Source organism: Pseudomonas sp. DTU_2021_1001937_2_SI_NGA_ILE_001 (assembly GCF_032463525.1).
In the GTDB taxonomy this organism is placed as follows: Bacteria; Pseudomonadota; Gammaproteobacteria; order Pseudomonadales; family Pseudomonadaceae; genus Aquipseudomonas.
On the sequence record NZ_CP135971.1, the window covers coordinates 3,324,919 to 3,338,207 of the forward strand.

At 54.7% G+C, this 13,289-nt stretch carries 14 protein-coding genes and 1 pseudogene; 13 read left to right on the top strand and 2 right to left on the bottom strand.

Annotated features, from left to right (window positions below; all coding sequences use genetic code 11):
• Positions 1-416: 416 nt before the first annotated feature.
• The 6 genes and pseudogenes from RRX38_RS14220 to RRX38_RS14245 form a co-directional block, all read left to right on the top strand.
• Positions 417-638 (top strand): annotated as a pseudogene (locus RRX38_RS14220) (hypothetical protein); the annotation flags it as partial.
• 138 nt (positions 639-776) lie between these two features.
• On the top strand, positions 777-1,250 hold the full coding sequence (locus RRX38_RS14225; RefSeq protein WP_315959658.1) for a DNA/RNA non-specific endonuclease: 474 nt from the start codon (positions 777-779) through the stop codon (positions 1,248-1,250).
• Between the two features lie 952 nt (positions 1,251-2,202).
• Positions 2,203-3,084, top strand: coding sequence for a polymorphic toxin-type HINT domain-containing protein (locus RRX38_RS14230; protein WP_315962682.1), 882 nt, complete (start codon positions 2,203-2,205; stop codon positions 3,082-3,084).
• Positions 3,084-3,551 (top strand): hypothetical protein, encoded by a 468-nt coding sequence (locus RRX38_RS14235; protein ID WP_315959659.1) that lies wholly within the window; start codon positions 3,084-3,086, stop codon positions 3,549-3,551. The genes RRX38_RS14230 and RRX38_RS14235 overlap by 1 nt, the downstream gene beginning before the upstream one ends.
• Positions 3,552-3,819: 268 nt before the next feature.
• Complete coding sequence (locus RRX38_RS14240; protein WP_315959660.1) at positions 3,820-4,098, top strand: hypothetical protein; 279 nt, start codon at positions 3,820-3,822, stop codon at positions 4,096-4,098.
• Between the two features lie 783 nt (positions 4,099-4,881).
• Entirely contained in the window at positions 4,882-5,325 is a 444-nt protein-coding gene (locus tag RRX38_RS14245; RefSeq protein ID WP_315959661.1) for a hypothetical protein, read from the top strand.
• Positions 5,326-5,398: 73 nt separating this feature from the next.
• Here RRX38_RS14245 and RRX38_RS14250 read toward each other — a convergent pair whose 3' ends face one another.
• Positions 5,399-5,644, bottom strand: a complete 246-nt coding sequence (locus RRX38_RS14250) for an antitoxin VbhA family protein (protein WP_315959662.1) — start codon at positions 5,642-5,644, stop codon at positions 5,399-5,401.
• Positions 5,645-6,264: 620 nt separating this feature from the next.
• Here RRX38_RS14250 and RRX38_RS14255 point away from each other — a divergent pair.
• The 5 genes from RRX38_RS14255 (at position 6,265) to RRX38_RS14275 (ending at position 9,755) form a co-directional block, all read left to right on the top strand.
• Positions 6,265-7,194 carry a polymorphic toxin-type HINT domain-containing protein gene (locus tag RRX38_RS14255; protein WP_315962683.1) on the top strand — a complete coding sequence of 310 codons (930 nt, stop codon included), beginning with the start codon at positions 6,265-6,267 and terminating at the stop codon, positions 7,192-7,194.
• Positions 7,191-7,754: a hypothetical protein gene (locus tag RRX38_RS14260; protein ID WP_315959663.1), complete on the top strand. Its 564-nt coding sequence runs from the start codon at positions 7,191-7,193 to the stop codon at positions 7,752-7,754. Before RRX38_RS14255 ends, RRX38_RS14260 begins: the two co-directional genes overlap by 4 nt.
• Before the next feature lie 134 nt (positions 7,755-7,888).
• Positions 7,889-8,359 carry a hypothetical protein gene (locus RRX38_RS14265; RefSeq protein WP_315959664.1) on the top strand — a complete coding sequence of 157 codons (471 nt, stop codon included), beginning with the start codon at positions 7,889-7,891 and terminating at the stop codon, positions 8,357-8,359.
• 174 nt (positions 8,360-8,533) lie between these two features.
• On the top strand, positions 8,534-9,007 hold the full coding sequence (locus RRX38_RS14270; protein ID WP_315959665.1) for a DUF2247 family protein: 474 nt from the start codon (positions 8,534-8,536) through the stop codon (positions 9,005-9,007).
• 544 nt (positions 9,008-9,551) lie between these two features.
• On the top strand, positions 9,552-9,755 hold the full coding sequence (locus tag RRX38_RS14275) for a hypothetical protein (protein WP_315959666.1): 204 nt from the start codon (positions 9,552-9,554) through the stop codon (positions 9,753-9,755).
• A 173-nt stretch (positions 9,756-9,928) separates the two neighbouring features.
• On the opposite strand, the gene RRX38_RS14280 is transcribed toward RRX38_RS14275, so the two are convergent.
• Complete coding sequence (locus RRX38_RS14280; protein WP_315959667.1) at positions 9,929-10,549, bottom strand: LysE family translocator; 621 nt, start codon at positions 10,547-10,549, stop codon at positions 9,929-9,931.
• A 206-nt stretch (positions 10,550-10,755) separates the two neighbouring features.
• Here RRX38_RS14280 and ligB point away from each other — a divergent pair, with 206 nt between their 5' ends.
• Complete coding sequence (ligB, locus tag RRX38_RS14285; RefSeq protein ID WP_315959668.1) at positions 10,756-12,438, top strand: NAD-dependent DNA ligase LigB; 1,683 nt, start codon at positions 10,756-10,758, stop codon at positions 12,436-12,438.
• Between the two features lie 42 nt (positions 12,439-12,480).
• Positions 12,481-12,897: a DUF1090 domain-containing protein gene (locus RRX38_RS14290; protein WP_295478577.1), complete on the top strand. Its 417-nt coding sequence runs from the start codon at positions 12,481-12,483 to the stop codon at positions 12,895-12,897.
• Positions 12,898-13,289: the final 392 nt, after the last annotated feature.

Here is a 13,289-nt window from a genome sequence, read left to right on the forward strand (position 1 = left end):
GAATCAACTGGCCGAGATAACACATGAACCCGGCCGCGCATTAGAAATTGAAATTTACCCGCCTACTGAGGATGGTAAATGGAATCTTAATCTTGAAGAGCTTATGAGTATTCTACATCAAGCCATTAACAACTTACCGAGTGTCGAGTAAGCTTGTCTGGAGAAAATCTCTCGTGCTGCTTGAGTCTTTAACTTCCGCTATCGCTCGGGTGGCATAGCTGCCCCTGTTCCATCCTTAAGGAGAGCCAGGCTCAGTCAAATCTAAAGGAACAAACAGCTCGCGCCCCATCTGACGACCGTACCATCGACAGCCTCAAAGTCGGTGACGTGGTCTGGACCAAACCGGAAAAGGCGGCAAGCCCTTCGCCGCCCGCATCACCGCCACGCATGTTCGCAATGACCAGCCCATCTACCGCCTGACGCTCAAGAGCAAGGCCCAGGACGGCCAGGTCAAACGCGACACCCTGCTGGTCACCCCCAGCCACCCCTTCTACGTCCCGGCCCAGAAGGACTTCATCCCGGTTATCGACCTCAAGCCAGGCGACCGCCTGCAGTCACTGGCCGACGGCGAGACCGACAACACCTCGTCCGAAGTGGAATCGCTGGCCCTTTACGCTCCAGTGGGCACGACGTATAACCTCACGGTCGATGTGGGGCATACGTTCTACGTCGGGGAGTTCAGGACGTGGGTGCATAACGAGGGGCCTTGTGATCCGCGTGGTGAGGCAAGGAACGCGTCGAGTCAGGAAACCACCCTATCTGTAATTGAGGTAGATGTGTCGTCCGCCAGCAAAGGCACACCTGGATATAAAGTTCTGAATGACCCACCACCCAGCAGCCAAATCAAACTAAGTAATGGCACAGAATTTAAGACAAACTCAAACGGCTTCGTAGAAGAGCTTACGTTCAATCCTATTTTAGAGAAGGGCACACGTGATGCACGCCAAACGGCAGTTGGTAAGGAAGGGTTGCCAACAGATGTTGGAGGACACATCCAAGCTTGCCAGTATGGCGGAACCTGTGATCGCTTTAATCTTTTCCCGCAGGATAAGAATTTCAATAACTCAGCATACAAACGATGGGAAAACGGAATAAAGGGCGCATTGAATCGCGGCGAGCAGGTGGGTCCCGTGACAGTACGCTTCTCAAGGACCGACTCTACATCTGTACGCCCAAACTCACTAACAATTGATTACTCTATCAATGGCGAGAAAATTCGCAAAACATTCAAAAACGAGGCAGGTCAATGAGTATTGATAAACAGGTAGAAATTTTGAACTTGCTCTCCCAAATTATGCATAACTCCGCGCTTGGACAGTATGAAGAAGTACGATGTGAGTTTGAGCACGAAATTTATGACGATGGATGGTCGGTGTCGTCCAAGTACTCAATCGTTAGAGATGGCTCACTCCTGAGTGAATTATTGAGCGACCCTGAAGACAGGGCTTCCGAACTAGTGCACGAACTGCATATTCTTATGAAGTCTCACACGGGAGGGAATTGGAAAAAGTTTTTACTTTCCATTGACTCTTGCGGCAAAGCGAGTACTAGCTTTAAATATTAAAATCTGTAACGTTTTTCAAAAATTCTCCGATCAGGTCAGCACAACTTAAGCTGCCTGCGCTGACCTGATCGGATTTTCCCTCAAGCAATACTGATCAGTTAGGCCGGATAGGAGCGGCTTCAATCGCGAAGCGACCGCACGCTCACAACAGATGCAGTGAGTTTCCTGGCGCTTTCGCGAGCAAGCTCGCTCCAACAAGAGCCGAAGAGCTCTTAACTAACCAGTATTGCCCCTAAAGCCAATACTGATCTTTTAGACCAGAGCAATCTGATTTGGCGTCGCTTTTGCTTTTCAAACACAAAACTTACAGATACCGCTGAATGAGACTTCGGTGCAGGCCGAGGGAGGTGTCATGGAAGGGGGTAAGCCGGCAGGGAAGCCGGCTTAGGCGCACTGGGCCAGGGACGGCCCATTGCGCCGACCCCCTGGAATGGCGCCGGAAGGAGGGAAGTCTGCCCGCAGGGCAGACCCGAGCCAGGAGCAATGCCTTTTGGTTACTTTTGGCACGCAGGGCACCTGGAAACCAAAAGTGACCCGCCATAAAGGCGGAAAGGTGACGGCACTGATGCTACGGCGGGTGTACCCGGTCCAGATAGCCTTCCATTCGCGAGCAAGCTCCAACGGTCTAACTGACTAATATTGCCCCAAAAGCCGATCACCCTGTCGAGAGCCTCAAAGTCGGCGACGTGGTCTGGACCAAACCGGAAAAAGGCGGCAAACCCTTCGCCGCCCGCATCACCGCCACGCATGTTCGCAATGACCAGCCCATCTACCGCCTGACGCTCAAGAGCAAGGCCCAGGATGGCCAGGTCAAACGCGACACCCTGCTGGTTACCCCCAGCCACCCCTTCTACGTCCCGGCCCAGAAGGATTTCATCCCGGTCATCGACCTCAAGCCAGGCGACCGCCTGCAGTCACTGGCCGACGGCGAGACCGACAACACCTCGTCCGAAGTGGAATCGCTGGCCCTTTACGCTCCAGTGGGCACGACGTATAACCTCACGGTCGATGTGGGGCATACGTTCTACGTCGGGGAGTTCAGGACGTGGGTGCATAACGAGGGGCCTTGTGATCCGCGTGGTGAAGGTCCTGAGGGGGCAAAAGGAACTGGGGTTGTAGAGGATTTCATTCCACCAGGTATGAATCGCCCTTTCCGCCCTGTTAACCCGGACTTTCCACCGAACAAGTCTGTTGTTGAAGCGATGGAAAGTCCAAACATCAAAAACATGACGGTATGTGGTGGTACAGATTGCTCAGAAATTGCTAGCAAGCTATTTAATGCTGCGGGTGGTAAAGGGAAGGTTATTGAGGTTAGGCCGAAGCAGTCAGGTAACTTAACTCTTTTCGAAAACGGTGCGAAGGAGCCTGGGCAGTTCTACCATCAGGTATACACCGATGGCCGCTATGTATATGACCCTCGCCTGTCATCTAATCCGATTCCGAAAGGTGACTGGGAGCAGCATATTAAGGGCATGAACCCTGGCGGCGTGACCATCTCAGATAAATTAAGGGGGCTATGATGGCTGTTACAAAGATTACAGCACCTGAAGGCGATCTTTTAAATCTCTTGTATGAGATCAGCCCTCTGGAGTGGAGGAAATATCAGCAGCGACACCCGGAGATTTGGGCTGATAACCATTTTGAAAGGGTAAATCGTAGTGAGTATCCGCCATATATTTCATTCAGATTTGAAGACGAAAATAAAGCAGTCATAGAAAGGCTGAGGCAGGCAGTAGAAAATTATCCTGGAAAGATTTTCTGGGTGTTGAATGAGCACAAGCGAGATGGCCTTCCAGGGACAAATTGGACAATAGGGCCAAGCAGATTATGGGATGTGAAAGAGCAGGCATTAAAATTGGGTTTGACCCCGGATCAATACCTTGCCCAATACGAGCCAGAGTTTGGCCCGGTTGCTTATGACGACTTGGAGGGCCTAACTAAGCACATTCGACAGGCCTTCCCTGAGGTACCGAGCAGCACCCCTTGAGCGTTCCCCAGCACCGGCCCCGTGTATTCGGACACCCTCGCCCCATGACCGCACTGAACCGTCACAACCCGCTGCTCTGGCTGTGCCTGCTGTTGCTTGCCTGGGCGGTTCTGGGCGTGCAGCTTGCAACGCTGAAAGTCGGTACGCGATCCATAAACTCCACCTGCTCAACAGCGGTTTAACGGTTTACCGTGGCATCTCTGGCGAGTAGTTCCACGGCAGCAGGGCTTCGTAGTCTGCTACTGACGGGGCGTGCGGCAGTCGCTCCATGGCGCTATATCGCTACAAAAATAAGTCAGATAACAGTGAGTTAGAGATTGATGTTTCTTTTAGCGCCGTGATGAAACCCTTCCAAATCCTGTTAAGGCTTGCTACGCAAGAGCTGGTAGTTACTTCATCAGAAAACGTCAAGTCTATCGAGTTGGTGAGGGATAATGCGGGTGCTGGACTTTATGTTGCATTTGAAATTCGTGATTCAATTTCAGAGGCCAGGGTTATATTTGAACCAGAGGTAAGCTGCCGATGGTGGACATTGCGCAACATATAAGACGGTGCAAAAGACGCAGAAAGTTCTGGAAAGGTAGTAGACGACGATATTCCAGCAAAATCTCCACTGGCTCGGGACGGGTTACGCGAAGACTTAGCGGCGCAAGCTGGTATCCCTCGGGATATTGCTGAAAACCCCTCCGCCGCTAGTTATTTGCTGATTCCCGAGTCCGCTACATCACGACTCGGAAGAGCTTTATCCCGGTCAACGACCTTCAGCCAGGCGACCGCCTGCAGTCACTGGCCGACGGCGAGACCGACAACACCTCGTCCGAAGTGGAATCGCTGGCCCTTTACGCTCCGGTGGGCACGACGTATAACCTGACGGTCGATGTGGGGCATACGTTCTACGTCTGGGAGTTCAGGACTTGGGTGCATAACGAGGGGCCTTGTGATCCGCGTGGTGAAGGTCCTGAAGGGGCAAAAGCAACTGGGACTGTTCCAGAAGTGCTTAGTCCCACTTATAGGGAGCTTCAGGGGCTGAACAAGGGGTTTCAAGCGCACCACATTTTGCCGCAGTATTTAGGAAAGATGCTGGGGTATACCAAGAACGATATGCTAGATCACCCGGTGACGTTGATTACTTAGTATTCTCATACTGGAAAAGTAAATCAGGATGCCATGCATAAGGCTATAAGTAAGTACCTTCCGCCCATGATCGGTGGTAAGCAGGCAAATTACACTTCTGGGCAAATAAGGGAAGGTCTGCAGAAAGCTTACGGCGAAATAGGGCGCCCTGAATTTTTTGATTCAGTTAAGCATTTGATTAGATAGGTGCGTGAGTATGTCAGATAAGCAGGTTTACGAGCTGACCATTGATGATCTTGCTCACTCTGGCGTCTGGTTTTCCCCGATGGATGACTCTGTTGAAGATGAGCTGACTGTGCGCCCTCTTCAGGAGATGGAGTCTTGTGCTGATGCCCAGTTGATTGTTCGAGCCCACTTTGAGGGGCGAAATGGGGCTAGGTATCTTGGCTACTTGTACTGGGATGGTGATGGGGGGGTTGAGTATCTGAAGCCTGTGGTGCTCCTTGATGACGGCTCAGCTGTTTCTTTTTGGTCTGGTATAGCTAAACCGTCATGGGAGGATTATTCGGAGAAGGCTCAGGCGCTGAGAAAGGCTTTACCTATCACTTACACATCCGAGCCTCTCCTTGGGCTGCCAGAATTATCTGGGGTACTTGAAGGGCTTGGCTACCTAGATGGCGATGCCGTTTCGTGGGTTTAGACGCACAATACGGACTGTGTATATGTGTACAGATGCAGTATTAACCTGGCACCGGCCTCGCGCCGGTGTTGTTTTATTCGCGGCCAGCGACAGGCAGTAGCCGTCCGTCCACGATCCTGCCCCTGAACGCCTCCAGAATGGCCTTGATGGCGAGCGTGCCCTCGGCAAAGGCCTCCAGTTGCCGGATCACCTCAGCATCGGGCTCCAGCCCTTCCAGGCGCTGACTGGCAAGGGCATTGGCCACGGCCTGGCGGCGTTCGCTGTGTTCGGTCTGGCTCAGGGGCATGGCTGTCCCACCCTTGTCCTGTTTACGTCCCATCGGCTCGGTTTTCCCTGTGCGCTGTCCCATGCTCGGGGCAATGCCGTCATAGGGTTGTCCCACTCGGCCGGTAGCAGCCGATTTGCATCATCGGCGCATCATTCTTGCCTCATACCTGCATCACTGCTGCATCAACTTGCACCATGTCTGCATCACGCCGGTGAGTTCATGAACGTAATTAGCCCTGACGGCCGTGAACTCCGCTATGATTCTAGTGGTAAGTTTTTTGGAGCCTCCAAAACAATGAGACTTTTATCGACCGCAATAACAAGCCCACCAGACCGAGAAAACTGTGTTTTCGAAATTTGGGCGGATTCGAATCAACTGGCCGAGATAACACATGAGCCCGGCCGTGCATTAGAAATAGAAATTTACCCGCCTACTGAGGAGGGTAAATGGAATCTTAACCTTGAAGAGCTTATGAGTATTTTACATCAATCCATTAACAACTTACCGAGTGTCGAATAAGATTGTCTGGAGAAAATCTCTTGTGCTGCTTGAGTCTTTAATTTCCGCTATCGCTCGGTTGATATGGCAGCCCCTCCTCCATCCTTAAGGAGAGCCAGGCTCAGTCAAATCTAAAGGAACAAACAGCCCGCGCCCCACCTGGCGACCGCACCATCGAGAGCCTCAAAGTCGGCGACGTGGTCTGGACCAAACCGGAAAAAGGCGGCAAACCCTTCGCAGCCCGCATCACCGCCACGCATGTTCGCAATGACCAGCCCATCTACTGCCTGACGCTCAAGAGCAAGGCCCAGGACGGCCAGGTCAAACGCGACACCCTGCTGGTCACCCCAAGCCACCCCTTCTACGTCCCGGCCCAGAAGGACTTCATCCCGGTCATTGACCTCAAGCCAGGCGACCGCCTGCAGTCACTGGCCGACGGCGAGACCGACAACACCTCGTCCGAAGTGGAATCGCTGGCGCTTTACGCTCCGGTAGGCACGACGTATAACCTCACGGTCGATGTGGGGCATACGTTCTACGTCGGGGAGTTCAGGACTTGGGTGCATAACGAGGGGCCTTGTGATCCGCGTGGTGAAGGTCCTGAGGGGGCAAAAGCAACTGGTGCAGCTGAAGCACCGGCTACGTCTGCAACTGCACGGGTAGGACTGCGGGAAGACCTTGCAGCGCAAGCCGGAATCCCTCGAAATATGGTGGAAGCTCCGGCGAATGTTTGGGGGAAATCCATTGATGATATTCAGCAGTCGTTCAAGATGGATGGTGCCAAGCTCACATATGTGCCGCCGAAAACTGGGACATCTGGTAACGCGCAGGTGTACAAAGTGGAAGGTGGCACAACTGGAATTAAAGAGATTCAATATAGCCCATCTACTGTTGATGCCTCGGTCAAATCAGTGCATGTGGGTGAGTACTATAAAATTACATACATTGATGGTAGTAAGGCTAAGGTTATTGATCCTGCGACCTACAGACCGACATTCCAGGGGCCATCTAAGCCCATTTACGATGCAAATACGACATACTTGAATCCGCAAGGTCAGAAAGTGAAATTCAACCCTGCAACCAATACGTGGATTTCCGAATGATGCCGCTAGATAGTTTTTCTATAGCTTGGGATGCTCCAATTATTCCTGGTGTATCACTTGCAGGAATACCGTTACATGCTAGTGCTTTCGATCTAGAGACTGTGCTTTCGAAATATTTGATCGATAAGAATTCTTTGCGGTATAGGTTTGAAGGGGGGCCAGACCTTTTTTTGAGTGGGCATGGTCTGGATGAGCGCAGTAATGGTGGTTACTCTTTTTCAATTTTTGATGATGAAATTGTCAGTGAGTTAAAAAAAGGAGTTCCTGCATTATCTGTTCTTATTCGTAGCGGGAGGGTGTACGCAGTTAAGGTTTATGACTTTAGCTTTCCAGGCGAGCCTGCGCATAGATTTGTTTACAAGGGGCTTTTGTCGGAGTGCATAGGTTTGGGAAGTCCTGTATCTGATATTTTACCATTCACTAGCTTGGAGTTTGATGAGGCCGAAGAGTGGTTTTATACCGGTCAAGATTATGGTGCCCTTGAAGTTACGGGGTGGGGAGTTCCTCTGGAGGAGCAGCCGAACCAGCTTATTACAGCTATTTGTGTAATTCAGGGATGACAGGCCTGCATGTATAAAATGTAAAAGTCTCAGACCTGATCTGCCACCCTCGACACCGGCCTTGCGCCGGTTTTTTTCACCCTATCGCCGTCTACAAAACGATCCCCGCGACCAGCAGAACCGGACGAAATACCATGAAGAAAATCGAAACCACGCTTCCCCTCTCAGGGCTAAAACGATATGAAAAATGGAAGTCGACTTGGAAAAACCAAGAGGAAGTTGATGAGTTTTCTTATATCAGTAGCGTTTGTTACCCAGAAGACTGCCTGATCTTTTGCAAACTTCTCTTTCCAGACTTCATCCTTGTAATGGACAGCGTGTTCCTAGAGCAAAAATATGACCAAAAAAACTGGGAGCAGTGGAAAAAATCCCTCAACAACAATAGACAACTTATTGAAAAAACCATAAACCACACTCATCTTTATGACATCTTCGAAGAAAACCCAGAAGATATAGAGGATGCGATATTCAAACAAATTGCGGAAAGAGTTCTTTTGTCATGGACTCTGATATTAAAAAAACAATTTCCCGACAGAGATTTCCATGTTGAAATATCAGACTCGGAGCAGGACTATGGCCCAACAGTGACATCTTACCAAAAATAGAACTAAAAATAGCTTGCTTATCATATGCGATTAAGGCCGAGAGCAATGCCGCACCACTTATCACGAACAATGACACGCCCATTAAAAAATATATACCCACCCACCGACGCTTCATACCCGGAGGGTAAATTACCGCCCCCCCAATCAGATACCGAAAAAAATAAGGGAAAACCAATGACCCCTTTAAAATTTCTTACCGAATCAAATTTAGCCCGCTGGCCAACAATACTTGTAGGGTTCAAGAAAAATTGGGTGACGCGGGAAAACATCTTTGACTATGCAATGAGTCAGCTTTCATCTGATGGTGAAGATGAACATACAGCCGTCATCGCTGGCGGCCGACACCTAAGTAATGACGAGCTCATTGAGGAAATTTCAAAGAAAATAACAAAATATAAAGAAGCAATTGAATTAGATAAATGGCGCCTCGCATTTTTGATCAAAATCAAGGAATCAAGCGATTGCGAGGAGACAAAAATAAATAATATCCAGTGCGTCTACGCCGACTTTAACTATCCTGAAGACATGAGCTCATGTAGCATCTACGCTCACAACAACATTGACCCGCTCCTAGAGCTAAACCAAGTTATTGAAAACCTAAAAAGCCGGATCCAGCAATCAGACTGCCACCAGCATAGCAGTCCTTAATATAGATTTTTAAATCAAGGTAATTCCTGGATCTTTCGCTGGAAAAGGGGAAAAGGGGAAAAGGGGAAAAGGGGAAAAGGGTGCACGGGGTGATGTTTTTTTCAGAGTCAAGGGTAATGACGTGGTTGTTACAAAACCTGACGAAACTTTCGTTACTATATTGAAGGATGGTGTAACTCAGAACCCATCTGTACAAAGCGCATTAAAGGGAGGCATGAGATAATGCCCCTAGCCTCCTAATTAATTGGCTGTTGGCGGCAATCGGTAAAAGACTAATATCAGCCAATGCTTTGTTCCATGTTTACCTTCTCGAAAGGGACTCTGCCCCCCAAGAAATTAGTCTAATATTTGAAAACTCTGGACTCGGAAAATTCTATGGTAGCTGTGATGGAACAAGCATCTGCCTTTCCTCGGATCCACTTTCAAGCTGCGACCTAGGTGAATACGGCAGGCAAGAAATTTTTTGTATTTCCGATGAACCTTATTTCTCCGACGTTATTGGAGCGAGATTAGTGACTGCATCACTTGCCTCAAAGTCGGCGACGTGGTCTGGACAAAACCGGAAAAAGGCGGCAATCCCTTCGCCGCCCGCATCACCGCCACGCATGTTCGCAATGACCAGCCCATCTACCGCCTGACGCTCAAGAGCAAGGCCCAGAATGGCCAGATCAAACGCGACACCCTGCTGGTCACCCCGACCCCCCCTTTCTACATCCCAGCGCAGAGAGACTTCATCCCTGGTCATTGACCTCAAGCGCCACCCAGTCGAAATGCTCCTCGCCTGTTTTGCCTCGCTAACGCTCGCCCTGCGCGCCAGTCTAAGGCTGTTACTCGCTTCGCCCATTGCGCCTTGCCTGACCTTGGCTCGCCGACTGGTGGTACAAGACCAGGCAGACAACGCCCCTCGCCCTCTCCCTTCGGTCAGGCCCGGCGCGCCACCAGCAACGCCGACGCCGCGCTGGCCAGCAGGCCAGAGCATAGGCGGTTGAATACCCGGCGGCTGGTCGGCTTGGCAAACAGGCGGCGTGCATGCACGCCCATCCAGGCGTACAGGGCAATGGCCACGCATTCCATCACCAGAAACAACGCACCGAGCTGGGCGAATTGCGCGGTTACGTCGCGGCCGGGGTCGACGAACTGCGGCAGAAAGGCGGTGAACAGCAGAATCGCCTTGGGGTTGCCGATGGCCACCAGAAACTCCTGACGCGCCAGGCGGCCGATGCCGGGGGCGTCGGCGGCGGCCAGGCCCTCGCCTTGCGGGTTGGCGCGCCACAGCTGCACGGCCAGCCAGAGCAGGTAGGCCGCGCCGACCACCTTGATGCCGTGGAACAGCCACTCGGAGGTGTGCAGCACAGCGGCCAGGCCCACGGCGGCCAGGGCGATCATCAGGGCGAAGGCCAGCAGGCGCCCGGCGCCACCCGAGCAGGCGCACATGAAGCCGTAGCGGCTGGCGTTGCTGACCGAGAGCAGGTTGTTCGGCCCGGGGGCCATGTTCAGGGCGAAGCAGGCGGGGATGAAGACAGCAAGGGTGGAAAGGTCCATGGAGGGCTCCTGGGTGTGGCGGCTTTGGGCAATCTGTCATGCCTGCTGCATGCGCTCCAGACACAGCCAGGTGCGTTTATGCCTACTGACTGTACCGCTGCCACACATCCCCTCACCCCTTGCAAAAGCCGGTATCCAGATGCCCCGCCGTGCCTGGCCGGGCGTGGCTAGCCTGTCGGCCACTTTCAGCCAGTAAGGAGACTTGGATGCCGAACGTAGCGCGTTTACTGGCGGGCACTGCCCTGTCGTTCATCGGGGTGTCGGCGTACGCCGCTTGCCCGACCTGGGATGCAGCCAGGGCCGGGCGAGAAATCGACGCCCTGAGCCAGCAGGTGGCGCAGTGGGATGACCGCTATCACCGCCAGGGTGTCGCGGAAGTGGCCGACGAACTGTACGACCAGGCCCGCCAGCGCCTGGTGCGGCTGCGCTCGTGCTTTCCTGAAGCGGCTGGCGAACCGACCGCCCCCCTGAAGACCGCCAGGGGCAAGACCACCCACCCGGTGCCGCATACCGGGCTGGACAAGCTGGCCGATGAACAGGCGGTGGCCGCCTGGATGGCGGGCCGGGAAGACCTGTGGATACAACCCAAGGTCGATGGCGTGGCGGTCACGCTGGTCTATCGCCAGGGCCGCTTGAGTCAGGTCGTCAGCCGCGGTGACGGCCTGGCCGGGCAGGACTGGACCGTCACGGCACGGCGTATTCCAGCCATTCCCGCGCAATTGCCGCAGGCGCGGGATGCCGTGCTGCAGGGCGAGCTGTACTGGCGCCTGGAGGGCCATGTGCAGGCCCGCGCCGGCAGCCTGAATGCGCGCAGCCAAGTGGCCGGGGCCATGGCACGGCACGATTTGCCCGACAGCCAGGCGGCGCGTATCGGCCTGTTCGTGTGGGACTGGCCCGACGGGCCGGAGACAATGGCCGAGCGCCTGGCGGGGCTGGCGGCCTTGGGCTTTGGCGATACGCAGGCCTACAGCCAGCCGCTGGCAAGTTTCGAGCAGGCGCAGCAGTGGCGCGAGCGCTGGTACCGCAGCGCCCTGCCCTTCGCCAGCGACGGTGTGGTGCTGCGCCAGGGCCAGCGCCCGCCGGCGCAGCGCTGGCAGGCCAAGGCGCCGTACTGGGTGGCCGCCTGGAAGTATCCCTATGCCCAGGCGCTGGCCGAGGTGCGCCAGGTGTCCTTCAAGGTCGGGCGCAGCGGGCGCATCACGCCAGTGCTGGAACTGGTGCCGGTGCGCCTCGACGACCGCAGCGTGCGTACGGTCAGTGTCGGCTCGTTGCAACGCTGGCAGGCGATGGACATTCGTCCTGGCGACCAGGTGGCGGTCAGCCTGGCGGGGCTGACCATTCCGCGCCTGGAGGGCGTGGTGCTGCGCAATACGCAGCGGGTGGCGGTACCGGTGCCCGACCCGCAGGCCTTTCATGCACTCAGTTGCTGGCAGCCCACGCCGGGCTGTGAAAGCCAGTTCCGCGCCCGGCTGGCGTGGCTGTCGGGCCGCCAGGGGCTGGACCTGCCCGGCGTCGGGCCGGGCACCTGGGACAAACTGCTGGCGGCTGGCCAGCTCAACGACCTGCTCGACTGGATGACCCTCGATACGAGCGAGCTTGTTAAGATGCCCGGCCTGGGCGAGCGCAGCGCGGCTAAACTGTTCGCCACTTTGCAGGCAGCCAGGCAGCGGCCCTTCCACACCTGGCTCAAGGCGCTGGGCATGCCGCCGGTGGCTGCTGCGCCGCTGCCGGACAGTTGGCAGGCGCTGAGTACGCGCAGCCTGGCGCAGTGGCAGGCCGAACCCGGTATAGGGCCGGGGCGTGCTGCGCAGTTGCAGGCATTTTTTCTCGACCCGCAGGTCCAGGCGCTGGCAGCGCGGCTGCGAACGCTGGAGGTGGCGGGTTTTTGATGCCGGGTTGTTGCCCTCGCCCGGCTTGCACAAGGAGTTCACATGAAGCGGTACTGCTCTTTCATTCTGGCCCTGGCCTGCGTAACCGGTGCGCCAGTGTTGCTGGCCGCCGAAGCAGCCCCCGCCCCGGCCGTGCCGGAGTGCGTGGCCAAGAGCCAAGAGATCAACGGCAAGATCCAGGAGGCCAAGACCGATGGCCGCAAGCAGGAACAGGCCGGTTTGCAGAAGGCGCTGAGCGAGGTCAAGGCCAATTGCAGCGAGACCTCGCTGCTCAAGGAGCGCGAACAGAAGGTGCTGGATGCCAAGCGTGAAGTGACCCGCCGCCAGACCGACCTGAACAAGGCCATGGCCAAGGGCGACCCGGAGCGCATCAACAAGCGCAAGGACAAGCTCGCCGAGTCGCGCAAGGAACTGATCGACGCGCAGGCCGAGCTGGAGAAAGTGCAGAGCCAGGAATGAGCGAGCCGGTAGGGTCGGCTGTAGCCGCGATACTGTTCAGTTAGGCGGCATGTGGCCCGGTGGGAGCGGCTTTAGCCGCAATACTGGTCAGTTAAGCGCTTTGCGGCTTTGTGGGAGCGAGCTTGCTCGCGAAAGCGCCAGGAAATTCACTGCATCCGTTGTGAACATGCGCTCGCTTCGCGGCTGAAGCCGCTCCTACCCGGTCTAACTGACCAGTATTGGCTTTAGCCGCGAAAGCGCCAGGAAATTCACTGCATCTGCTGTGAACAGGCGCTCGCTTCGCGGCTGAAGCCGCTCCTACTCGGTCTAACTGACCAGTATTGGCTTTAGCCGCGAAAGCGCCAGGAAATTCACTGCATCTGCTGTGAACAGGCGGTCGTTTCGCGGCTGAA

Bases quoted from the DNA above. Each gene is read 5' to 3' on its own strand.
- RRX38_RS14290 (WP_295478577.1), top strand. From the start codon at position 12,481: ATGAAGCGGTACTGCTCTTTCATTCTGGCCCTGGCCTGCGTAACCGGT.
- RRX38_RS14240 (WP_315959660.1), top strand. From the start codon at position 3,820: ATGGCGCTATATCGCTACAAAAATAAGTCAGATAACAGTGAGTTAGAG.
- RRX38_RS14265 (WP_315959664.1), top strand. From the start codon at position 7,889: ATGAAGAAAATCGAAACCACGCTTCCCCTCTCAGGGCTAAAACGATAT.
- RRX38_RS14235 (WP_315959659.1), top strand. From the start codon at position 3,084: ATGGCTGTTACAAAGATTACAGCACCTGAAGGCGATCTTTTAAATCTC.
- RRX38_RS14260 (WP_315959663.1), top strand. From the start codon at position 7,191: ATGATGCCGCTAGATAGTTTTTCTATAGCTTGGGATGCTCCAATTATT.
- RRX38_RS14280 (WP_315959667.1), bottom strand. From the start codon at position 10,549: ATGGACCTTTCCACCCTTGCTGTCTTCATCCCCGCCTGCTTCGCCCTG.
- ligB (WP_315959668.1), top strand. From the start codon at position 10,756: ATGCCGAACGTAGCGCGTTTACTGGCGGGCACTGCCCTGTCGTTCATC.
- RRX38_RS14245 (WP_315959661.1), top strand. From the start codon at position 4,882: ATGTCAGATAAGCAGGTTTACGAGCTGACCATTGATGATCTTGCTCAC.
- RRX38_RS14250 (WP_315959662.1), bottom strand. From the start codon at position 5,644: ATGGGACGTAAACAGGACAAGGGTGGGACAGCCATGCCCCTGAGCCAG.
- RRX38_RS14270 (WP_315959665.1), top strand. From the start codon at position 8,534: ATGACCCCTTTAAAATTTCTTACCGAATCAAATTTAGCCCGCTGGCCA.